19 protein-coding genes are annotated in these 21910 nt (G+C 65.1%); 14 read left to right on the forward strand and 5 right to left on the reverse strand.

The annotated features are described in order from the left end of the window. Positions 1-65 precede the first annotated feature (65 nt). The 4 genes from dnaK (at position 66) to EV698_RS03435 (ending at position 5111) form a co-directional block, all read left to right on the forward strand. The gene (dnaK, locus tag EV698_RS03420) at positions 66-1994 is read left to right on the forward strand and encodes a molecular chaperone DnaK (protein ID WP_130502749.1); all 1929 of its coding nucleotides are present in this window, start codon (positions 66-68) and stop codon (positions 1992-1994) included. A 140-nt stretch (positions 1995-2134) separates the two neighbouring features. Continuing rightward, on the forward strand, positions 2135-3280 hold the full coding sequence (gene dnaJ / locus EV698_RS03425) for a molecular chaperone DnaJ (protein WP_130502750.1): 1146 nt from the start codon (positions 2135-2137) through the stop codon (positions 3278-3280). A 1-nt stretch (position 3281) separates the two neighbouring features. Continuing rightward, positions 3282-4088, forward strand: a complete 807-nt coding sequence (gene dapB / locus EV698_RS03430; RefSeq protein WP_130502751.1) for a 4-hydroxy-tetrahydrodipicolinate reductase — start codon at positions 3282-3284, stop codon at positions 4086-4088. Positions 4089-4115: 27 nt separating this feature from the next. Beyond that, positions 4116-5111: an NAD(P)/FAD-dependent oxidoreductase gene (locus EV698_RS03435; RefSeq protein WP_130502752.1), complete on the forward strand. Its 996-nt coding sequence runs from the start codon at positions 4116-4118 to the stop codon at positions 5109-5111. On the opposite strand, the gene dapE is transcribed toward EV698_RS03435, so the two are convergent. Genes dapE through map form a run of 5 tightly spaced genes read right to left on the reverse strand, consistent with a single transcriptional unit; the run spans position 5071 to position 11743 of the window. Beyond that, positions 5071-6255: a succinyl-diaminopimelate desuccinylase gene (dapE, locus tag EV698_RS03440; RefSeq protein ID WP_239016195.1), complete on the reverse strand. Its 1185-nt coding sequence runs from the start codon at positions 6253-6255 to the stop codon at positions 5071-5073. The two genes, EV698_RS03435 and dapE, sit on opposite strands and share 41 nt — an antisense overlap. Further along, positions 6256-7074, reverse strand: coding sequence for a 2,3,4,5-tetrahydropyridine-2,6-dicarboxylate N-succinyltransferase (gene dapD, locus EV698_RS03445; RefSeq protein WP_130502753.1), 819 nt, complete (start codon positions 7072-7074; stop codon positions 6256-6258). It lies immediately after the preceding gene. Positions 7075-7091: 17 nt separating this feature from the next. Further along, positions 7092-8318: a succinyldiaminopimelate transaminase gene (gene dapC / locus EV698_RS03450; RefSeq protein ID WP_130502754.1), complete on the reverse strand. Its 1227-nt coding sequence runs from the start codon at positions 8316-8318 to the stop codon at positions 7092-7094. Further along, positions 8308-10983: a [protein-PII] uridylyltransferase gene (gene glnD / locus EV698_RS03455; RefSeq protein ID WP_130502755.1), complete on the reverse strand. Its 2676-nt coding sequence runs from the start codon at positions 10981-10983 to the stop codon at positions 8308-8310. Before glnD ends, dapC begins: the two co-directional genes overlap by 11 nt. A 1-nt stretch (position 10984) precedes the next feature. Beyond that, entirely contained in the window at positions 10985-11743 is a 759-nt protein-coding gene (gene map, locus EV698_RS03460) for a type I methionyl aminopeptidase (RefSeq protein WP_130502756.1), read from the reverse strand. Positions 11744-11910: 167 nt separating this feature from the next. Here map and rpsB point away from each other — a divergent pair, with 167 nt between their 5' ends. From rpsB to EV698_RS03510, 10 genes are read left to right on the forward strand one after another with little or no spacing between them, the layout of a single operon-like run. Beyond that, positions 11911-12705: a 30S ribosomal protein S2 gene (gene rpsB / locus EV698_RS03465; protein ID WP_130502757.1), complete on the forward strand. Its 795-nt coding sequence runs from the start codon at positions 11911-11913 to the stop codon at positions 12703-12705. A gap of 38 nt (positions 12706-12743) precedes the next feature. Further along, the gene (gene tsf, locus EV698_RS03470) at positions 12744-13628 is read left to right on the forward strand and encodes a translation elongation factor Ts (RefSeq protein WP_130502758.1); all 885 of its coding nucleotides are present in this window, start codon (positions 12744-12746) and stop codon (positions 13626-13628) included. Positions 13629-13638: 10 nt separating this feature from the next. After that, the gene (gene pyrH / locus EV698_RS03475) at positions 13639-14358 is read left to right on the forward strand and encodes a UMP kinase (RefSeq protein ID WP_130502759.1); all 720 of its coding nucleotides are present in this window, start codon (positions 13639-13641) and stop codon (positions 14356-14358) included. 4 nt (positions 14359-14362) lie between these two features. Then, entirely contained in the window at positions 14363-14920 is a 558-nt protein-coding gene (gene frr, locus EV698_RS03480; protein ID WP_130502760.1) for a ribosome recycling factor, read from the forward strand. A 13-nt stretch (positions 14921-14933) separates the two neighbouring features. Beyond that, positions 14934-15695, forward strand: coding sequence for a polyprenyl diphosphate synthase (gene uppS, locus EV698_RS03485; RefSeq protein ID WP_130502761.1), 762 nt, complete (start codon positions 14934-14936; stop codon positions 15693-15695). Then, complete coding sequence (locus EV698_RS03490) at positions 15688-16509, forward strand: phosphatidate cytidylyltransferase (protein WP_130502762.1); 822 nt, start codon at positions 15688-15690, stop codon at positions 16507-16509. The genes uppS and EV698_RS03490 overlap by 8 nt, the downstream gene beginning before the upstream one ends. Further along, entirely contained in the window at positions 16506-17705 is a 1200-nt protein-coding gene (locus tag EV698_RS03495) for a 1-deoxy-D-xylulose-5-phosphate reductoisomerase (protein ID WP_130502763.1), read from the forward strand. Before EV698_RS03490 ends, EV698_RS03495 begins: the two co-directional genes overlap by 4 nt. Next, complete coding sequence (gene rseP, locus EV698_RS03500) at positions 17702-19066, forward strand: RIP metalloprotease RseP (protein WP_130502764.1); 1365 nt, start codon at positions 17702-17704, stop codon at positions 19064-19066. Before EV698_RS03495 ends, rseP begins: the two co-directional genes overlap by 4 nt. 11 nt (positions 19067-19077) lie before the next feature. Next, positions 19078-21372, forward strand: a complete 2295-nt coding sequence (gene bamA, locus EV698_RS03505) for an outer membrane protein assembly factor BamA (protein ID WP_130502765.1) — start codon at positions 19078-19080, stop codon at positions 21370-21372. Then, positions 21373-21903 (forward strand): OmpH/Skp family outer membrane protein, encoded by a 531-nt coding sequence (locus tag EV698_RS03510; RefSeq protein WP_130502766.1) that lies wholly within the window; start codon positions 21373-21375, stop codon positions 21901-21903. Positions 21904-21910 lie beyond the last annotated feature (7 nt).

The following is a 21910-nucleotide window of genomic DNA, read 5'->3' on the forward strand; positions in this document are numbered from 1 at the left end:
ACCTCGTCAAGCGACACCAACTCTGCGGATAAGACGAATTCTGGAAGATTGAGGAGCAATCACTGATGGGTAAGATTATAGGCATTGACCTGGGAACAACGAATTCCTGCGTCGCTGTTATGGAAGGTGGCTCGGCACGGGTCATCGAAAACTCGGAGGGTGATCGCACCACTCCGTCCACCGTGGCATTCACCGAAGACGGAGAGGTGCTGGTCGGCGCGGCTGCGAAGCGCCAGGCCGTTACCAACCCCGAGAATACGCTGCACGCGATCAAGCGCCTCATCGGCCGCAAGTTCGAAGAGGATGTTGTTCAGCGCGACGTTCGCGAGATGCCCTACAGCATCGTCAAGGCCGATAACGCCGACGCCTGGGTCGAAGTGCGCGACAAGAAAATGGCACCGCCGGAAGTCTCCGCCCGCGTCCTGCAGAAGATGAAGAGCACCGTCGAGGACTATCTCGGCGAGGAAGTGACCGAGGCGGTCATCACCGTGCCGGCATACTTCAACGACTCGCAGCGCCAGGCGACCAAGGACGCCGGGCGCATCGCCGGGCTCGAGGTCAAGCGGATCATCAACGAGCCCACCGCCGCGGCACTTGCCTACGGGCTCGACAAGCAGGGCGGCGATCGCAAGGTCGCTGTCTATGACCTCGGCGGCGGCACGTTCGACGTCTCGATCATCGAGATCGCCGAGGTCGAGGGTGAGCACCAGTTCGAGGTCCTGTCGACGAACGGTGATACGTTCCTTGGAGGCGAGGACTTCGACCGCGCGGTTATCGACTACCTGATCGCCGAGTTCAAGAAGGATCAGGGCATCGATCTCTCCGGTGACCGGCTTGCCCTGCAGCGGCTCAAGGAAGCCGCCGAGAAGGCGAAGATCGAGCTTTCGTCCGCCCAGCAGACCGAGGTCAATCTGCCCTACATCACGGCGGACAATACCGGGCCCAAGCATCTCAACCTCAAGCTCACGCGGGCCAAGCTCGAGAGCCTTATCGAGGAGCTCGTCAAGCGCACCATCAAGCCCTGCGAAGTGGCGCTGAAGGATGCCGGCCTGAAGACGAGTGATATCGACGAGGTCATCCTGGTCGGTGGTCAGACCCGCACGCCCAAGGTCGGCGAAGCGGTCAAGTCGTTCTTCAACAAGGATGCGCGTCGCGATGTGAACCCCGATGAGGCGGTTGCGGTTGGTGCGGCCATCCAGGGCGGCGTGCTTGGCGGCGACGTCAAGGACGTGCTGCTGCTCGATGTCACCCCGCTGTCGCTCGGCATCGAGACGCTCGGTGGCGTGATGACCAAGCTCATCGAGAAGAACACCACGATCCCGACCAAGGCGAACCAGGTGTTCTCCACCGCCGAGGACAATCAGAGTGCCGTGACCGTGCATGTCCTCCAGGGCGAGCGGGAAATGGCGAACGATAACAAGTCGCTCGGCAAGTTCGATCTCTCCGACATCCCGCCGGCGCCGCGCGGTGTGCCGCAGGTCGAGGTGACCTTTGACATCGACGCCAACGGCATCCTGCATGTCACGGCGAAGGACAAGGGCACCGGCAAGGAGCAGTCGATCCAGATCCGCGCCTCCGGCGGTCTGTCCGACGAAGACATCGAGCGGATGGTTGAAGACGCGGAGACGAACGCCGAGGAGGACCGCAAGGCCCGTGAGCTGGTCGAGGCCCGCAACCAGGCCGATGGCCTGATCCACGGTGCCCGCAAGAGCCTCGAGGAGGCCGGTGACAAGGTCTCGGACGAGGAAAAGCAGTCCGTCGAAGACGCGATTGCCAAGGTCGAGGAGGCCGTGAAGGGCAGCGACAAGGAGGCCATCGAGTCGGCCACCGAGGCGCTGGCCACGGCATCGGGCAAGATCGCCGAGAAGCTCTACCAGGATGCCGGTGCCGATGGCGGCGCCGAGCAGGCGGGTGACGCCGATCAGTCCGAGTCGAACCAGGAAGACGTCGTCGACGCCGACTTCGAGGAAGTCAAGGACGACGACAAGAAGTAAGACCGCTCTGCGGTCTTCCGCTTCGTCGGCAAGGCGCAGCTCATCGAATATCCCGGCCTCCGGCCGGCATTCGGTGCCTGCGCCTTTGCTGTTAGCGAAGCGGCCGTTAATCTGCAACGACAACGGTTAGAACGGGCACCATGGCAAAACGCGACTATTACGAAATCCTCGAGGTCTCCAAAAACGCCTCCGAGAGCGATCTGAAAAAGGCCTATCGCCGTCTGGCGATGAAGTACCATCCGGACCGGAACCCGGATGACAACGACGCCGAAGTGCGGTTCAAGGAAGTCAAAGAGGCCTACGAGGTCCTGAGTGATCCGCAGAAGCGCTCGGCCTATGACCAGTTCGGTCACGCCGGCGTCGATCCCAGTGCCGGCGGCGGTGGCGCCGGTGGTGGCGGGTTTGGCCGCGGTGGTGGCGACTTCGCCGATATCTTCTCCGACGTCTTCGGTGACATCTTCGGCGGCGGCGGTCGCGGCGGTGCCCGTGCCTTCCGCGGGGCCGATCTGCGCTATCGCATGGAGATCTCGCTCGAAGAGGCGGTCCAGGGCGTCGAGCAGGATATCCGCATTCCGACGCAGGTGACCTGCGATGCCTGTGACGGCAGCGGCGCGGCGCCGGGCAGCCAGCCCGAGACCTGCCCCACCTGTAACGGCCACGGCGATGTCCGGGTGCAGCAGGGCTTTTTCTCCATCCAGCAGAGCTGCCCGCGCTGTCATGGCACCGGCCAGGTGATCAGCGATCCCTGCCGCAAGTGCCGGGGCAACGGCACGGTATCCGACCAGAAGACCCTCAATGTACAGGTGCCGCCGGGCGTTGATACCGGCGATCGTATCCGCCTGAGTGGCGAGGGTGAGCCCGGCGAGCAGGGTGGCCCGCCCGGTGATCTCTACGTGGAAATGGTGGTTAAACCCCACCCGATCTTCACTCGCGAGGGTGCCGATCTCCGCTGCGACATCCCGCTCGGCGTGACGACGGCGGCCCTCGGCGGCGAGATCGAGGTGCCCACGCTGGATGGGCGCGTCACGCTCCGTATCCCTGCGGGCACCCAGTCCGGCAAGGTGTTCCGGGTCCGCGGCAAGGGCGTCAAGCCCGTGCGTGGCGGCACCCACGGCGATCTGCTCTGCCGCGTGATGGTCGAGACACCGGTCAATCTGACCAGTCGGCAGAAGGAGCTGCTCGAGGAACTCGCCGAGACGCTGGATCAGGACGGCGAGCACCACAATCCACGGGGCAGTTCCTGGGTGGACTCGGTGAAGTCGTTCTTCGACCGGATGAAACTCTGAGATGACCCGAATCGCGATACTCGGTGCCGCGGGCCGGATGGGGCGAACGCTCATCCGGCTGATCGCCGCCGCTGACGGGCTCGATCTTGTCGGTGCCACTGCCAGGCCGGGCAGCGACGCAGACGGCCTCGATGCCGGCACGCTTGCCGGATGCGGGGCACTGGATGTGAGGGTCACGGTATCGGTAGCGGCCGCCATTGAGAGCGCCGATGTGGCGATCGATTTCACCCTGCCGGCAGCACTCATCGGCAATCTGGAGGCCGCGACGGCCGCTGCGTGCCCGATCGTGATCGGGACAACCGGGATCGACGCCGACGGTAACGCCGCGATCGATTCGGCGGCGGCCTCGATCCCGATCGTCTATGCGGCGAACTACAGTAGCGGTGTCACGCTGCTGCAAAGGCTGGTGCGTACCGCCGCGTCGGCACTCGATAGCGACTACGACGCCGAAATCGTCGAATCGCATCATCGCTACAAGCGTGATGCCCCGTCGGGGACGGCGCGCGCGCTCGGCCAGTGCGTGGCCGAGGGGCGGGGCGTACGGCTCGACGAGCAGGCGACCTACGCCCGCGAGGGGCTGACCGGCGAGCGGCCGGCCGGTGCCATCGGGTTCCAGGCCCTGCGCGGCGGTGACATCGTGGGCGAGCATACGGTGATGTTTGCCGGCGATGGTGAGCGTATCGAGCTCACCCATCGCGCGGCGAGTCGGGAGACATTCGCGCGCGGTGCCCTGCGCGCTGCTCGATGGTTAACGGGCCAACCCGCGGGCCGCTACGATATGGAAGACGTGCTGGGCCTGCGGGGCTGAGGCGTCAGGGAACGCGGGGAATCGACCATGCGTATCGCCATTATTGGAGCGGGCATTGCCGGGCTCAGTGCGGCCGGCGCGCTGAGGGCCGCCGGCATCGAGCCGGTGGTTTTCGACAAGGGCCGCGGCCCGGGTGGACGGATCGTCAGTAAACGCACCCCTTACGGCGGCGTTGACCTGGGCACTCAGTACTTTACCGCTCGCGACGGCGAGTTTCGGGCTGCGGTGGATGACTGGCGGCAGGCCGGGGTGGTCGAGCCCTGGGTGGTGACACCTCTGGTGCTGCCGGAGCGACAGCCGGCGCGGCCCCAGGAGCGGCTAGTGGCCGTGCCGCGGATGTCGGCCCTCGCGCGTTACATGGCCGATGGTGTGGATCTGCACAGCGGTGTGCAGGTCAGTGAAATGGTTCGCGAATCGACGGAATGGGCCATCTACGACCGCCACGGGGAATCCCTGGGCCAGTTCGACAGTGTTCTGCTGACCGCCCCGGCACCCCAGGCGCAGTCGCTGCTGGCCGAGCCCAGTCCGCGCCTCGCCGCACGGGCGGTGGCTGCGCCGATGCAGCCCTGCTGGTCGGCCGGGGTGGTCCTCGAGAAACCGCTGGACGTAGACTTCGATGCCGGCTTCCCTAGCAGCGGTCCCCTTGGCTGGGTGGCACGGCTGGGCTCCCGTCCCCAGCGCCCCGATGACCCGGAGATTTGGACGTTGCATGCGACCGACGCCTGGAGCGAGGCGAATATCGAGTGGTCGCCGGATGCTGCCGGGGAGTTCCTTGCGCGGAGTTTCGCCGACCTGGTGCGGCGGCGACCGCTGATCCGCGATCAGATCGCCCATCGCTGGCGCTTTGCCCGGGCTCGTACCGCACTCGCCGAGCCCGCCGGGTATCTCGAGCACGACCATCTCTTGTGTGCCGGTGACTGGATCACCGATGGTCGGGTCGAGGGGGCGTGGCGCAGTGGTCGCGCCGCAGCACGGCGACTGCTTAGTCTGGCCGCCGAGCAATCCGGGCCAGACGGCGAATAATCGCCTCGTAGGCCTCGGTCAGCTGACCGATGGCGTCAATGGCGACGTTTTCATCGATCTGGTGGATGCTCTGGTTGACCGGTCCGAACTCGACCACCTCCGCCCCTAGCGGCGCGATGAATCGCCCGTCCGATGTCCCGCCGGCGGTGTTGGCGATCGGTGCGCTGCCGATTCGGTCCTCGATAACGTCGCTGATTGCCTGCCGCAGTGGTCCGGCATCGCTGGCGAACGGCACCGCGGAGTGATGCCAGTGGATGCCTGCCATTGGCGCATACGTCTCGAGCGTCGTGGTAATCCGTTCTTGCAGCGCTTCGGCGGTGGTGGCCGGGGAATAGCGCAGGTTGAACCGGGCCGAGGCTCGTCCGGGGATGACGTTGCCCGCATCCGTATCGGTATCGATACCGGTGATCTGTAGCCGCGTCGGCGGGAATTCCTCGGTGCCGCTATCCCACTGCGTGCCGACCAGGGCGGCGAGGATCGGGGCAAGGCGATGTACCGGATTATCGGCCTGGTCCGGGTAAGCGACATGGCCCTGGCGCCCGGTCACGGAAATCTCGCCACTCAGGGAGCCGCGTCGACCGACCCGGATGGTATCGCCGAGGGTTGTCCGACTGCTCGGCTCGCCGACCAGGCACCAGTCGATGGTACCCAGGCGTTCGGCGAGGATTGGCGCGATCGCCCGCATGCCGTCCTGCGCCGGGCCCTCCTCGTCACTGGTTAACGCAACGGCAATGCGCAGTCCCTCAACGGCCGCCGGGGTCGCCGCCATGGCCTCGCAGGCTGTGGTGAAGGCGGCGACACTGGTTTTCATGTCGGCACTGCCGCGACCGAACAGGTGGCCATCGCGTCGCGTCGGCTCGAACGGTGGCGACCGCCAGCCCGCCACCGGTCCCGCCGGCACCACGTCGGTGTGCCCGACGAAGAGTAGTAACGGACCGGATCGACCGCGGGTCGCGAGCACATTCGTGACGTCGCCCCGCGGCAGCCACTCGATGTCGAATCCCGCCGCCGTCAGATGCTCCGCGATCAGCGGCTGACAGCCGGCGTCGCTCGGGGTCACCGAGGCACGGGCAATCAGCGCCTCGGTGAGTGCGAGGGCCCGGTCAGCGCTGTCGGACGCGTCCATGGAATCGTCGGCCGCCACTCAGGGCCGCAACAGCTCGTTGATGCCGACCTTGGCACGGGTCTGGGCATCGACATGCTTGATGATGACCGCGCAGGCAAGGCTGTGGCTGCCATCGGCGGCGGGCAGACTGCCGGGAACCACAACGGCGCCGGCGGGCACCCGGCCATGAATCACCTCGCCGGTTTCGCGGTTGTAGATCTTGGTGCTCTGGCCAATGAACACGCCCATCGAGATGACGGCGCCTTCCTCCACCCGAACACCCTCGACGATCTCGGAGCGCGCGCCGATAAAGCAGTTGTCCTCGACAATGGTGGGGCTGGCCTGCAGCGGCTCGAGCACACCGCCGATGCCGGCACCGCCGGAGAGGTGGACATTGCGCCCGATCTGCGCGCACGAGCCTACGGTCGCCCAGGTGTCGACCATGGTGCCGCGATCGACATAGGCGCCGATATTGACGTAGGAGGGCATCAACACCACGCCCTCGGCGATGTAGGCGCCGCGACGCGCGGCGGCCGGCGGGACAACGCGGACCCCGTCGGCCTCGAAGTCGGCGCTGTTGTAGTCGGCGTATTTCATCGCCACCTTGTCGAAGTAATCCGTCTCGGCGCCGCGCATGCGCTGGTTGGGAGTGAGGCGGAACGACAGCAGAACGGCCTTTTTCAACCACTCGTTGACCTGCCATTCGCCGTCGGCCTTCTCGGCAACGCGTGCCTCGCCCCGATCGAGTCGACCCAGCGCCCGGGCCACGGCATCGTGTAGTTCGGCAGGGGCGTTGGCGGGCGTCAGTGTGTCGCGCCGCTCGAAAGCGGACTCGATCGTTTCCTGGATGGATTCCATTGAATGCTCTCCGTGGGTCAGTACGTCTGTTCGATGAATTGGCGGATCCGCCGCATCGCATCCTCGCAGACGGCGGTGTCGGCCACCAGTGCCATGCGCACGTGGCCGGCACCGGGGTCGCCGTCGGCGGTGGGGCGCGACAGATAGCGGCCCGGTAGAACGGTGATGCCGGTGGCGGCATAGAGCGCCCGGGTGAACGCCTCGTCATCCCCTCCGGGAACCGGCAGCCAGATGTAGAAACCGGCCTCGGGCTCGCGATAGGGGGCGACGTCGGCGAGAATCGCCCGTGCCCGGCGGAATTTCTCGCGATAGGCGTCGCGATTGGCGCGAACGTGGGTTTCGTCCGACCAGGCGGCCACGCTGGCCTTTTGCACGTGCAGTGGCAGCGCGCAGCCCTGGTAGGTGCGATAGGCCCGGAACGCCTGAATGAGACGCGCATCACCGGCGATGAATCCGGATCGCAGCCCCGGTACGTTCGAGCGTTTCGACAGGCTGTGGAAGACCAGGCAGCCCTCGAAGCCGTGACGGCCCTCGGCGGCGCAGGCCTGCAAAAGCCCGAGGGGTGGGTGCGATTCGTCGCGGTAGAGTTCGCTATAGCACTCGTCTGCGGCGATCACGAAGCCGTGACGCGCCTGTAGCCGAAACAGCCGCTGCCAGAACGCCTGCGGGATGATCCGGCCGGTGGGGTTGCCCGGACTGCACAGATAGATCAGACCGCAGCGCGCCCAGTCGGCGTCGCTTACCGCTTCGATCACCGGCAGTCCACTGTCGGCATCGGTATTGAGCATGCGCGGCCGGCCGCCGGCGAGTAACGCGGCGCCCTCGTAGATCTGGTAGAACGGGTTGGGCATGAACACATCGGGGCGGTCGGCCGGGTCGAGCAGGGCCTGGGTGACGGCGAAGAGCGCCTCCCGCGTACCCGCCGCCGGCAGGATGTGTCGGTCCGGATCGACCGCCGTGTCGTCGAGCCGGAAGCGCTGGCCGAGCCAGCCCGCGATCGCCTCACGCAGTTCGGGCAGGCCGGCGCTGGCGGGATACCGGCCCAGGCTCTCGGCCACACCGTCTTTGAGCGCACTGGCGATCGATGCCGGTACGGGATGTTTCGGCTCGCCGATGGATAGCGGCACCGGTGCCGGTTCCGAGGGTGGCTCGATGCCGGCCAGCAGTGCGCGCAGGCGCTCGAAGGGATAGGGCTGCAGGCGTGCCAGTCCGGGTTGACCGGGTGCCTGCCGGTCAGACGCCATCACCCCTCCGCATAATATCCGAATCATCGTCGAACGCGCTCAGCAGCTCGCTGCGCAGCCGCTGGCGGGTAGCACTGTCGAGCGGGCCATTGGCGTCGTCGGTGATGAAAAAAACGTCCTCCGCGCGCTCGCCGAGGGTGGCGATCTTGGCATTTTGTACCCGCACGCCATAGCGCGCGAGGGTATAGCTGACCTGGGCGAGCAGCCCGGGCTGATCGCCCGCGATCAGCTCCATGGCGGTGCGCTCGTTGCGGGTGTCATCACTGAAATCGACCTGGGTCATGGTGTTGAAATGCCGCAGCCGCCGGGGGGTGGTGCCGGTGGCCGGCTCGGGCAGGGTCTGCGGATCCTCGAGATAGGCAAGCAGCGTCTCGCGGATGGTCGCCGCCGAGTCTGCCGGATCGTCGCCGCCGGCGGGGGGATGGACCAGAAAACTGTCCAGGGTGTAACCATTGTCGGTTGTGATGATGCGTGCATCGAGGATATCGAGGCTCAGCTGGTCCAGCGCCGAGACCGCCAGCGCGAAGATATTGCCGCGGTCGCGGGTATAGATGAACACCTCGATACCTCCGCGTGCGGCTTCCGGTTCCACCAGCACCAGCGGTGCATGGGCGGCATCGCCGGCGGCGTGGATCGCCTCCGTGTGCCACGCCACCTCGGCCGCTGTGTAGCGCAGGAAATAATCCGGCGTGAAATGCCGCCAGATCGAGCGCACGGTCATATGATGCAGCCCCTTGTGCCGCAGCAGCTCGCGGGCGCGGTGCTGCGCCTCGGCAACCAGCTCGTCCTGGTCGATGGGCTGGCCGAGCCCGCGCCGAAGCGCCTGGGTGGTGCGGCGGTAGAGCTCCTGGAGCAGTGACTTGCGCCAGTTATTCCAGAGCTTGGCGTCGGTGGCGCGTATGTCCGCCACGGTGAGCAGGTAGAGATAGTCGAGGTGCTTGCGATCGCCAACCTCGCCGGCGAATTCGTTGATCACGCCGGGATCACTGATATCGCGACGCTGCGCGGTCATGGACATGAGCAGGTGCTTGCGCACGAGCCAGGCGACGAATCGGCAATCGTAGCGCGACAGCCCGTGCTGCAGGCAGAACGCGTAGGCATCTTCGGCACCGAGCTCGGAATGATCGCCGCCGCGTCCCTTGGCGATGTCGTGGAAAAGGGCCGCCAGGTAGAGGAGCTCGGGCTTTGGCAGGCGCGAGTGGATCTCGCTCAAGAGCGGGAATTCGTCGCGATGCTCCGGCACGCTCAGTCGTCGCAGGTTACTGACCACCATCAGCGTGTGTGTATCGACCGTGTAGACGTGGAACAGGTCGTACTGCATGCGACCGGTGATCGCCGCGAATGCCGGGATATAGCGGCCGAGGATGCCGTGACTGTGCATGCGCCGCAGGGCGTGGGTGATCCCCGCCGGCTGGCGGAAGATCTCCATGAACAGGCTGCGGGCGCGCAGATCGCGGCGGAAGGCGTTATTGATCAGGCCGCGGTGCTCACGGAGGAGGCGGATCGTTGCCGCGCGGATGCCGCGGATCTCCGGGTGCTGCTGCATGAGCAGGAAAAGCTCCAGCATGGCGAAGGGATAGCGCTGGAAGACGTTACGGTGGGTGACCTCGATAAAGCCGCGCTTGATCTGGAAGCGCTTGTTGAGGAGCTGCGGTTTCTCGTCGAGCTCGGTATAGAGGATGGTTTCCTGGTAGAGCTGCAGCAGCATCTCATTAAGTCGCGATAACCGCTTGATCATGCGGTAATACCGTTGCATGAACTGCTCGACGGCGAGGGTGTGCTCGGTGTCCTTGTAGCCGAACTGGCGGGCGAGGTCGGCCTGGTAGTCGAACAGCAGGCGATCCTCGCGTCGACCGGCGAGGCCGTGCAGGGCAAAACGGATATCCCAGAGGAAGTGCTGGCCCTGGATCAGTTCCTCGTACTCGCTCTCGCTGAGAAACCCCAGGTCGACGAGGTCGCTGAGCGCGCCGGCATTGAAATGGCGCTTGGCCACCCAGCCGATCATGTGGATATCGCGCAACCCGCCGGGGCTTTCCTTGAGGTTGGGCTCGAGGTTGTAGGCGGTATCGTGGTAGCGCTCGTGGCGCTTTTGCTGCTCTGCCCACTTGGCCTCGAAAAAATCCGGCCCGGACCACAGCTGGTAGGGGCTTGTCGCCTCTTCCATGGCGTGGAACAGCGACGCATTGCCCGCCAGTCGCCGCGACTCCATCAGGTTGGTGGCGACGGTGATATCCCGTTTCGCCTGAAAGACGCAGTCATCGACGCTGCGTACGCTGTGACCGACCTCGATGCCGATATCCCAGAGGCGGGTCACGAGGTCGCTCAACCGCGCCTCGAGCGCCTCCGGCAGCGGCGTGGGGATGATGATCATCAGATCGGTGTCCGAACCCGGGTGCAGCTCGCCGCGGCCATACCCCCCGACCGCCGCCAGGCAGGCACTGTCCGCGAACTCCCCGAGGCAGATCGCCCAGGCGCGGGTGACGACGGCGTCCATGACCGCGGCGCGCAGCGGTACGAGCTTGAACGCCGGTTCGCCATCGAGAAACCGGGCACTGAGCGTATCGTCCGCCTCGCGCAGGGCGCGCTGGAGGATGGGGGTGACGTTGGCGGTGTCGGTGAGCTCGTGGTCGAGCGCGTCGAGATCGAGGAGCTGTCGATCGATCATCTCAGTCGTCGCCACTGAGGGTCAGGATTTCGACTCCCTCATCGGTGACGGCGACCGTGTGCTCCCATTGTGCCGAGAGGCTGTGATCCTTGGTCACCACGGTCCACTGATCACCAAGCAGCCGGGTCTCGGCGCGGCCGGCGTTGATCATCGGTTCGATGGTAAAAGTCATGCCCGGCTCGAGGGTCTCGCCGGTGCCGGGCTGACCGTGATGCAGGACCTGTGGATCTTCGTGGAATCCCCGGCCGATGCCGTGACCGCAGTACTCGCGGACGACCGAGCAGCCTTCGCCCTCGGCGAAGGACTGGACGGCATGTCCGACATCCCCCAGCCGTGCGCCGGGTCTGACCACATCGATGCCGGCGTAGAGCGCGTCGTGGGCGACGCGGCTGACACGCTGCGCCTGAACTCCGGGTTCGCCGGCGAAGTACATGCGGCTGGTGTCACCGTGCCAGCCGTCATGGATGACGGTGACGTCGATGTTGAGGATGTCGCCGCGCTTGAGTTTCTTGTCGCCGGGAATGCCGTGGCAGATCACGTGGTTGACCGAGATACAGGTCGCTTTCGGAAAGCCGCGGTAGTTGAGAGGCGCGGGGATGTCGCCCATCGCCTCGATTTTCTCGTGGCAGAGTCGATCGAGTTCGCCGGTAGTGACGCCGGGACGGACATGCTCGCCGATCATGTCGAGCACGGCGGCGGCACGAGCGCCGGCCTCGCGCATCTTTTCGATCTCGGCGGGTGACTTGGTTGATATCGTCATGAGGGCTTTCAAATTGTCGCTGTTAGCCGCCTATGGTATAAATGCAGCGCCTTCTGGGCAATTCAATCAAAAAACCACACATGGTCCGACACGGCTGGCGGGGTGCCCTTAGAGGTTGTCAGCTGCGGGTCCATGGAGGCTCAACCCGATCAAAAGGAGTTTCAGACATGGCGAAAGTGACCATGCGTCAGATGCTGGAGGCCGGCGTTCATTTCGGCCACCAGACCCGTTACTGGGATCCGAAGATGGCACCGTACATCTTCGGCCACCGCAACAAGATCCACATCGTCAACCTCGAGAAGAGCCTGCCGCTCTACGAGGATGCCGTTAACTATGCCGGCAAGCTTGCCGCCAACGGCGGCCGGATCCTGTTCGTCGGGACCAAGCGCGCGGCTCAGGACGCCGTCCGCGAAGAGGCCGATCGCTGTGGTATGCCCTATGTCAATCACCGCTGGCTGGGCGGCATGCTGACCAACTTCCGCACCGTCAAGCACTCGATCCGCCGGTACAAAGAGCTCCAGCAGCAGAAGACCGACGGCACGTTCGAGAAGCTGGGCAAGCGCGAGGTCCTCTCGCTGCAGCGTGAGATGGACAAGCTCGAGCGCTCCTTCGGCGGTATCGTCAATATGGAGTCGCTGCCGGACGCACTGTTCGTGATCGACGTCGGCTACGAGAAGATCGCGATCCAGGAGGCGAAAAAGCTGGGCATTCCGGTGGTTGCCGTTGTTGATACCAACAACAGCCCGCGCGAGGTCGACTACGTCGTGCCGGGCAACGACGATGCGATCCGCGCCATCCGTCTCTACCTGCGGGGCATCTCCGATGCCATCCTCGATGCGCGTATGAGTACGGCGCAGACGCCGGCAGGCGATGACGAGTTCGTCGAACTGCCGGGCGAGGCCGCGCAGGCCGAGGTCGCCGAGCCGGCGACCGGCGACGAGAAGGCCGCTGGCGGCGAGTAGACCGCCCGCTAACGAATACCGAACAAAGGGAATAACCGATGGCAATTAGCGCACAACAGGTCAAGGATCTGCGCGAGCGCACCGGCGCCGGCATGATGGAGTGCAAGAAGGCCCTGGTGGAAACCGACGGCGATATGGAGTCGGCGGTCGAGCACATGCGCAAGCGCGGCCTCGCCAAGGCGGACAAGAAGGCCGGCCGGGTCGCGGCGGATGGCGCCGTGATCGCTAAAGTGGCCGATGATGGTCGCAGCGGCGCGATCGTCGAGATCAACAGCGAGACGGATTTCGTCGCCAACGGCGATGACTTCCAGGCCTTCGCCGGCAAGGTGATGGAGCGCATCCTCAACGACGACCCGGCCGATCTGGAGGCGCTGCTGGCGCTGCCGCTCGAAACCGGTGGCGATTCGGTCGAGCTCGCGCAGAAAGAGTTGATTGCGAAGATCGGCGAGAATATCCAGATCCGTCGCTTCCAGCGCTACGGTAGCGAGTCCGGCCAGGTCCAGTACTACCTTCACGGCAGCCGGATCGGTGTTCTTGTCGAGATCGAGGGCGGTGACGAGGCCCTCGGCCGTGATCTGTGCATGCATATCGCCGCGAGTCGCCCGGTCTGCGTGGGCGTCGACGACGTACCCGAAGAGCGTGCCGCAAGCGAGCGCGAGGTGCTGGTGGCGCAGGCACAGGCCTCCGGCAAGCCGCCGGAGATCATCGACAAGATGGTCGAGGGCCGGCTTCGCAAGTGGCTTGCCGAGATTACCCTGCTCGGACAGCCGTTCGTGAAGGATCCCGATCAGACCGTCGAGGACCTGCTCAAGGCCAGAGGAGCTCGGGTGATCGACTTCACGCGGCTCGAGGTCGGTGAGGGAATCGAGAAGAAGGAAGAGAACTTCGCCGAAGAGGTGGCCGCGACGATTCAGGGCAGCTGAGGGTCGTTCGATGGCGGATCCAGTCTACCGGCGAATTCTTTTAAAGCTCAGCGGCGAGGCACTGCTTGGCGAGGCCGATTACGGTATCGATCCCAAGGTGCTTCGGCGCCTCGCGGCCGAGGTTCATGCGCTGATCGATCGGGGGGTCGAAGTGGCCCTGGTTATCGGTGGCGGCAATATTTTTCGGGGCGCGGGCCTCGCGGCTTCCGGCATGGATCGGGTCAGTGCCGATCACATGGGCATGCTCGCCACGGTGATGAACGGACTGGCCATGCAGGACGCCCTCGAGCACGAGGGCGTCTTTACCCGGGTCATGTCCGCCGTGAAGATCAACCAGGTCTGCGAGGACTACATTCGGCGACGCGCCATTCGGCATCTGGAAAAGGGGCGGGTGGTCATACTCGCTGCGGGCACCGGTAATCCGTTCTTTACAACCGACTCGGCGGCCAGCCTGCGGTCGGTCGAGATCGGGGCGGACGTAATGCTCAAGGCCACCAAGGTCGATGGCGTCTATTCGGCCGATCCGGTGACCGATGACTCGGCATTCCGTTACGAGCGCCTGACTTATGACCGCGTTCTCGATGAACGGCTGTCCGTGATGGACGCGACGGCGATTGTCATGTGCCGGGACCAGAACATGCCGATCATCGTATTCGATATTAACCGACCCGGGGCACTGGCAAGCATCGTCGAAGGCGAGAATGTCGGGACACGGGTCGAGCTGGGGTGACTCAATGATCGACGATATCGCCAAAGACGCGGACCAACGCATGGACAAGAGCGTTGAGAGCCTGCGTCAGGATCTCCAGAAAATCCGTACCGGCCGGGCCAACACCAGCCTGCTTGACCAGGTGACGGTCAGCTACTACGGCACCGAGGTGCCGCTGCACCAGGCGGCATCGGTCGCGGTGGGTGACGCCCGGACGCTGATGGTCACGCCGTTCGAGAAAAGCATGGTGTCGCCCATCGAAAAGGCGATCATGGAATCGAACCTGGGTCTGATGCCGAACTCCGCCGGCCAGACCATCCGGATTCCGCTACCACCGCTGACCGAGGAACGCCGCAAGGACCTGGTCAAGGTGGTTCGCAGCGAGGGCGAGCAGGCCAAGGTGGCGGTGCGCAACATCCGTCGCGACGCGAATGGCGACTTCAAGCAGCTTCTCAAGGACAAGGAAATCACCGAGGACGACCAGAAGCAGGGCGAGGATCGCATCCAGAAGCTCACGGATCGCCACGTCAAGATCATTGACGAGATGCTCTCCGCGAAGGAAGAAGAGTTGATGGCCATCTGAGGTCATTCGACCTATGACGACCGAACAGACTGCTTCCCCGGATGCCGTTCCCCGGCATGTCGCGGTCATCATGGACGGCAACGGCCGTTGGGCTGCCGAACGGGGAAAACCCCGCCACCACGGGCATCGGGCCGGCGCCGAAGCGGTCCGGCGCACGGTCGAGTACTGTGCCCGGGCCGGTGTCGAGGCGCTGACCCTGTTCGCGTTCAGCAGCGAGAACTGGCAGCGGCCGACGGCCGAGGTCAGCATGCTGATGGCGCTGTTCATGCGGGTGCTCGACCGCGAGGCCGAACGCCTCCGGCAAAACGGTATCCGTCTGCGGATCATCGGCGATCGCGAACGGCTGTCGCGGCGGCTGCAAGATCGTTGCGCCTCGGCCGAGGCGCTAACCGCCGACGAGACCCGGATGCAACTCAATATCGCCGCCAGCTACGGCGGACGCTGGGATATCGCCGCTGCGGCGCGCCGCCTTGCAGAACAGGTGGCGGCGGGGGAGCGATCATCGGCGTCCATCGATTGTGACACGCTCGGCGACGAGATCTGTCTGCATGCACTTCCGGCGCCGGATCTGTTCATTCGTACGGGCGGCGAGCAGCGGATCAGCAACTTCCTGCTCTGGCAGATGGCGTACACGGAGCTCTATTTCACGCCGGTCCTCTGGCCGGACTTCGATGATGACGAGATGGCCCGGGCGCTGGACTGGTTCAGTGGTCGTGAACGGCGATTCGGTCGGGTCAACGCGGTGCCCGGGCAACGGGGACCGAGCAATGCTTAGGCAGCGGATCCTCACTGCCGTGCCGCTGGCGCTCGGGGTGCTTGCCCTCATCTGGCAGGCGCCGGCGGCCTGGGTGCAGATCGTGATGGCGGCGGCAATGCTCGTGGGCGCCGGGGAATGGGCGGACCTGTCGGGGTATCGACGGCCCTCCCTCAAACTGGCCTACGCGGGTGTCGTGGCGGCACTGCTCGGCCTCGCGGCCCTGGTCGATCTCCCGGCCCAGGCGGGTTGGCGGGTACCCGGGGTGCTGTGGTGGCTCGCGATCGGTGTCTGGCTGATCTACCAGGCACGTCGATCTGCGCCGGCCCCTCTGCCCGGCTGGCTGCGCGGTGGTGCGGGGCTGATCACGCTCACCCTCGCCTGGGTGAGCGTCGCGGCGATTCACGGCCAGCCCGAGGTCGGCCCGCTCTGGTTAACCGTGCTGGTGGTGCTGGTGTGGGGAGCGGATATCGGCGGCTATTTCGCCGGGCGGCGCTACGGCCGCCACAAACTTGCGCCGTCCATCAGCCCCGGCAAGACCTGGGAGGGTGTGGTCGGTGGCCTGGCGCTGGCAATGGCCCTGGTGATTTCCCTGCGGGCCATCACTGGCGGTGTCTATGCCGGCCTGCCGGGCTACGGCTGGCTGATCGCGGTCGCTGTCATGGTGGTGTTGTTCTCGGTGGTGGGTGACCTGTCCGAGAGCGTGCTCAAGCGCCAGGCCGGGCGCAAGGACAGTGGGCGTCTGCTACCCGGTCACGGTGGATTGCTCGATCGCATCGATGCGCTCCTTGCGGCAGCCCCGGTGTTGGCGGCGGCGCTTGTGAGCGTTCCGTGACCGGGTCGCCGTATCCAACCGGCGTTGCCGTGCTGGGGGCGACCGGCTCCATTGGCGCCAGCACGCTGGATGTTATTGCCCGCCATCCGGAGCAATACCGGGTAAGCGCGCTGTCGGCCAACCGCGATGTCGATGGCATGGCCGCGCTGTGCCGACGCTTCCGGCCCGCGCTCGTCACCATGGCCGATCCGCAGGCGGCCGCCGCGCTGCGGGACCGGCTCGATGATCTGACCGGAATCCGGGTCAGTGACGGTCCGGCCGGCCAGATCGAGGCCGCCACTCACTCCGATGCGGACACAGTGGTCGCGGGTATCGTTGGCGCGGCCGGGCTTGCGCCCTGCCTCGCAGCGGTCGAGACGGGCAAGCGGGTGCTTATCGCCAACAAGGAAGCGCTGGTGGTGGCGGGGTCGCTGATCATGGCCGCGGCGCAGACCAGCGGGGCCATGCTGCTGCCCATCGACAGCGAGCACAACGGTATTTTCCAGTGCCTGCCCGATCGGCCCGGCCAAGCGATTGCGTTGACGGGTGTCGAGCGACTGATCCTGACGGCGTCGGGCGGACCGTTCCGTGATCGCGACCCGGCAACGCTCGCCGCGGTCACCGTCGAGGAGGCCTGCGCCCATCCCAACTGGTCGATGGGTCGCAAGATCTCGGTCGACTCGGCAACCATGATGAACAAGGGCCTGGAACTCATTGAGGCGTGTCGTTTTTTCGGTATGCCCGCCGAGCAGGTCGATATCGTCGTGCATCCGCAGAGCCTGATCCATGCGCTCGTTCAGTACCGGGACGGTACGACCCTCGCGCAGATGGGCAATCCCGACATGCGAACGCCCATCGCCAACGCACTGGCATGGCCCGAGCGGATCGACGCGGGCGTGAACCGGCTGGATCTTGTCAGGGCGGGGCGGCTCGATTTCGCCGCGCCGGACGATCAGCGCTTTCCATGCCTCGGGCTGGCACGGGCCGCGCTCGACGCCGGCAGCGGTGCGACCGCCGCCCTCAATGGTGCCAACGAGGTGGCGGTCGCGGAATTTCTCGACGGGGGACTGCGATATGACCGGATTGCTGCGGTCATAGAAGACACGCTCGCCGCCTTACCGGCGGCGCCTGATGAAACCCTCGAGGCATTGATTGCCCATGAACAGTGGGCGAGGCGGCAGGCCGCCGACTCGCTCCGCCGCTGGAGGCACCGTTGAGCTGGCTCATCAACATTATCGGTTTTCTGCTTGTTATCGGCGTCCTTGTGGCCGTCCACGAGTTCGGCCATTTCTGGGTCGCCCGGCGGGTGGGTGTGCGTGTACTGCGCTTTTCCATCGGCTTCGGTAAACCGCTGCTGCAGCGCACGGGTGCCGACGGCACGGTCTATGTGCTGGCCGCGATACCGCTCGGTGGCTATGTCCAGATGCTCGACGAGCGTGAGGGCTCGGTGGACGAGTCGGAGCGTCACCGGGCTTTCAATCGCAAGCCGCTGTGGGCGCGCAACGCGGTGATCAGCGCCGGTCCGATCTTTAATTTCGCGCTGGCGATCCTCGCCTACTGGCTGGTTTTCGTGATCGGCGCGACCGAGGTCCGCCCGGTGATCGGCCCGGTCACCGAGGGGTCGCCGGCCGCGGAGGCGGGGCTCGCCAGCGGCGATGAGTTCCTGCGCATCGATGGTAAAGACGTCCAGGCGTGGGACGGCACGGTCATGACCCTGATCGGCTCTGCCGACGGTGGGGCGTTCCCCGTTGAAGTCGAGCGCGAGAGCGGTGCACGGGCCGAGCTGACACTCGACCTGACGGGGGTCCGGCTGCTCGATGAACAGGGCGAGGTCCTGCAACGGATCGGCCTGCAGCCGATGCAGCCCCGGATCGATCCCGTGATCAACGAGGTGGTGCCGGAGAGTAGCGCGGCTCGGGGCGGGATCGAGCCGGGTGACCGGATCCGGCGGATCGACGGCGAGCCGGTGGATTCGTGGCAGGCACTGGTGATGGCGATTCGCGAGCGACCCGAAGCGGAAGTCACGCTGACCATCGAGCGCGGGGGCGCGTCACTGACACGCTCATTCACCCTCGACAGCCGTGGGACGGGAGACCAGCGCACGGGCGTCCTCGGCGTCACCCCACAGGTCCCCGACGGGGTATTCTCCGATCTTCGTCATGAAGTCCGTTACGGGCCGGTGGCGGCGATGGGCGAGGCGGTCGGCTCGAGCTGGCAGGCGGCAACGCTGACCGTCGACGTGCTATTTAAAATGGTCACCGGCGAGGCGTCGGTCAAAAACCTGAGCGGACCGATCAATATCGCCCAGTACGCCGGCGATTCGGTATCGCTCGGCCTGATCCCGTTCCTCAAGTTCCTTGCGATCGTCAGTATCAGTCTTGGTATCCTGAATCTCATGCCGGTGCCGGTCCTCGATGGCGGGCATCTGCTGTATAACGCAATCGAGTGGGTGCGGGGGCGACCCCTCTCCGAGGCCGCCCAGGGGATGGGTCAACAGATCGGTATCGTGTTGCTTTTCATGCTCATGGCCCTGGCCTTCTACAACGATCTCAACCGGATATTCGGCGCCGGGGGCTAAGTAAAGAGCGAATGATGCGATTAAGACTGGCTGCGTTTTTTCTGATGCTGACCGCTGTCAGCGCTGCACAGGCATTTACGATTGAAGAGATCCGCATTCGTGGTCTGGACCGTATCGCCGAGGGGACGGTGCTCAACTACCTGCCGCTGGAGGCTGGCGACGAGCTGGATTCGCAGCGCAGCTCCGATGCGGTGGAGGCACTGTTCGACACGGGCTTTTTCGATGACGTCGTACTGTTTCGTGATGGGGGCACACTTATCGTCGAAGTGGATGAGCGCCCGGCCATCGCGCGGATCGAATTCATCGGCAACAGCCAGATCGACAACGAGCGTCTCCGCGAAGGGTTGTCCGGCGCCGGACTGGGTGAGGGACAGAGTTTCGACCGACCGCTCCTGGCGCGGATCGAGCGCGAACTCGAACAGCAGTACTTTTCCCTCGGCTACTACGATGTCGATATCGAGAGCACGGTTTCACCGTTGCCGCGAAACCGCGTCAGCCTCCGCGTCGACGTTGAAGAGGGCGAGCCGGCCTCGGTGCAGGAGATCCGTTTCATCGGCAACCGCGATTTCGACGTCGACCGGCTGCGGGATGTCTTCGAGATGGGGCCGAAGGCCTGGTGGGCGGTTCTGTCGCAGCGGGACAAGTACTCGCGCCAGCGGCTCTCCGGTGATCTCCAGCGGCTGCGGGCGTTCTACCGCGACCGCGGCTATGCCGACTTCAGTATCGACTCCACACAGGTCACGATCAGTCCGGATCGTCAGCGCATCAACATCACCGTGAACCTCGATGAGGGTCAGCAATATACGGTGGGCGACATCGAGCTGGCCGGAGATCTGATCTACAGCGAAGAGACGCTGCGCGATCTGATCGAGGTCGATACCGGCGCGATCTATAACCAGCGCAATATCACCCGCACGGTCGAGGCGATCCAGGACAAGCTCGGCGAGCGCGGCTATGCGTTTGCCCGCGTCAATCCAGTGCCCGATCTGCAGGCGGCCGAGCGTATCGTCGATCTGACCCTGTTCGTGGATCCGGCCGAGCGGGTATACGTCCGACGCATTCGCATCAGCGGCAATGAAACGACCCGCGACGACGTCATCCGCGGCGAGCTTCGGCAGTACGAGGGGACATGGCTCTCTACCAGTGACCTCCGCAACTCGGAGTCACGCCTGGGCCGGCTCGGCTTTTTCAGCGATGTCAGCATCGACACGCCGCGCGTCCCCGGCACAACCGATCAGGTGGATGTCGAGGTGGATACCACCGAGCGGCTCTCCGGGAGTCTTCGCGCCGGGGTTGGCTTTGGCAGTGACCAGGGGCTGCTGCTCAACCTCGGCGTCCAGCAGGACAATGTCTTCGGAACCGGGGACCGCGCGGAGTTCGTGGCCAACAGTGATGATGCCGACACCGTTTATCGGCTGTCCTATCTCGAGCGCAACCACACCATGAGCGGCATTGATCGCCGCTACGCCCTGTCGTTCCGGGATCGCGACGCGGACGAGGCGGATCTTGCCGACTACGGGGTTAAGACCGCGCGCGCCTCCTACGGCTATCGGATCCCGGTCAGTGACACGGATCGCCTCGGGGCGGACGTGACCTTCGAGGACGTGTCCCTCGATTTTTCCAACCCCACCGCGTTTCAACGGGATTTCGAGACCCGCAACGGGAAGTCCAACCGTGCCGTCCTCACCGATCTGTCCTGGACGCGGGACTCACGCGATACCGCGATATTCCCGACGAGCGGTGCCCGGCAACGACTCAGCCTGGCGGTCGCCCTGCCACGGATTTCGGACATCGAGTACTACCGTTTCAGCTACGAGCAGTCGCGCTACTTCGCGCTGAGTGAGCGGTTCACCCTCGTGCTGGATGGCACGCTCTCCTATGGCAACGCCTACGGCGAGGGCGAGCGCCTGCCGTTCTACGAGAACTTCTTCGCCGGTGGCATTCGAACCGTGCGCGGCTTCGAGGCGAACTCGCTGGGACCGCGGGACGAGAACGACGATCCCACGGGGGGTAACCTGCGCGCACTGGGTCGGGCCGAAATCCGCTTCCCGCTTGCCCGGGACGAGGATGGCAACAATCTGCGCCTCGCCACCTTCGTCGATGCCGGCCAGGTCTGGGACCGCGAGCGCGACAGCCTCGACTACAAGTCGGATATTGCGTTCTCGGGCCTGCGTTTCTCGGCAGGGCTCGGTCTGGTCTACTATTCGCCGATCGGCCCGTTCACCGTCAGCGTTGCCGAACCCCTCAACGAAGGGGACCGGGATAACACCCAGCGCTTCCAGTTCACCATTGGAGCCAGCTTCTGAATGAATGCCCGCGCGATCGTAACCGCCTTACTGATGCTGGTCGCGCCGATGGCGTCGGCGCAGGTAAATACCGATATGGCCATCGGCTATGTCAATCCGGGGCGGGTCTCCGATGAAGCCCCGCAGGCCGATGCCGCCCGCCAGCGCCTCCAGGAGGAATTCGCGCCCCGCGACGAGGAGATCATCGCGCTGCAGGAGTCGCTGCGGGAACTGGAGGATCGCCTCGCCAGCGAGCGCATGAACCTCGATAGCGAGGCCGAGAAGGAGCTGCGGCGCCGCATCGTCAATCAGCGTCGGCAGATTCAGCGCCAGCAGGAGATCTTCCGCGAAGACTTCAACCTCCGGCGCAATGAAGCGCTGGGTGATCTCCAGCAACGCATTCTGCGGGTTGTCGAGCGTTTCGCCGAGGAACAGGGCTATGATCTGGTGGTGAGCGATGGCGTTGTCTTTGCGAGCGAGGCGGTGAATATCACCGATCGCATCATCGAGCGCCTCGAGCGTCAGTATGAGCAGGGTAATGATGGTGAGTGATGGAGGG

Source organism: Spiribacter vilamensis (genome assembly GCF_004217415.1).
GTDB lineage: Bacteria > Pseudomonadota > Gammaproteobacteria > Nitrococcales > Nitrococcaceae > Spiribacter > Spiribacter vilamensis.

Coding starts and splice junctions, on each gene's coding strand:
- dnaK (WP_130502749.1), top strand. CDS start 66: ATGGGTAAGATTATAGGCATTGACCTGGGAACAACGAATTCCTGCGTC.
- dnaJ (WP_130502750.1), top strand. CDS start 2,135: ATGGCAAAACGCGACTATTACGAAATCCTCGAGGTCTCCAAAAACGCC.
- dapB (WP_130502751.1), top strand. CDS start 3,282: ATGACCCGAATCGCGATACTCGGTGCCGCGGGCCGGATGGGGCGAACG.
- EV698_RS03435 (WP_130502752.1), top strand. CDS start 4,116: ATGCGTATCGCCATTATTGGAGCGGGCATTGCCGGGCTCAGTGCGGCC.
- dapD (WP_130502753.1), bottom strand. CDS start 7,074: ATGGAATCCATCCAGGAAACGATCGAGTCCGCTTTCGAGCGGCGCGAC.
- dapC (WP_130502754.1), bottom strand. CDS start 8,318: ATGGCGTCTGACCGGCAGGCACCCGGTCAACCCGGACTGGCACGCCTG.
- glnD (WP_130502755.1), bottom strand. CDS start 10,983: ATGATCGATCGACAGCTCCTCGATCTCGACGCGCTCGACCACGAGCTC.
- map (WP_130502756.1), bottom strand. CDS start 11,743: ATGACGATATCAACCAAGTCACCCGCCGAGATCGAAAAGATGCGCGAG.
- rpsB (WP_130502757.1), top strand. CDS start 11,911: ATGGCGAAAGTGACCATGCGTCAGATGCTGGAGGCCGGCGTTCATTTC.
- tsf (WP_130502758.1), top strand. CDS start 12,744: ATGGCAATTAGCGCACAACAGGTCAAGGATCTGCGCGAGCGCACCGGC.
- pyrH (WP_130502759.1), top strand. CDS start 13,639: ATGGCGGATCCAGTCTACCGGCGAATTCTTTTAAAGCTCAGCGGCGAG.
- frr (WP_130502760.1), top strand. CDS start 14,363: ATGATCGACGATATCGCCAAAGACGCGGACCAACGCATGGACAAGAGC.
- uppS (WP_130502761.1), top strand. CDS start 14,934: ATGACGACCGAACAGACTGCTTCCCCGGATGCCGTTCCCCGGCATGTC.
- EV698_RS03490 (WP_130502762.1), top strand. CDS start 15,688: ATGCTTAGGCAGCGGATCCTCACTGCCGTGCCGCTGGCGCTCGGGGTG.
- bamA (WP_130502765.1), top strand. CDS start 19,078: ATGATGCGATTAAGACTGGCTGCGTTTTTTCTGATGCTGACCGCTGTC.
- EV698_RS03510 (WP_130502766.1), top strand. CDS start 21,373: ATGAATGCCCGCGCGATCGTAACCGCCTTACTGATGCTGGTCGCGCCG.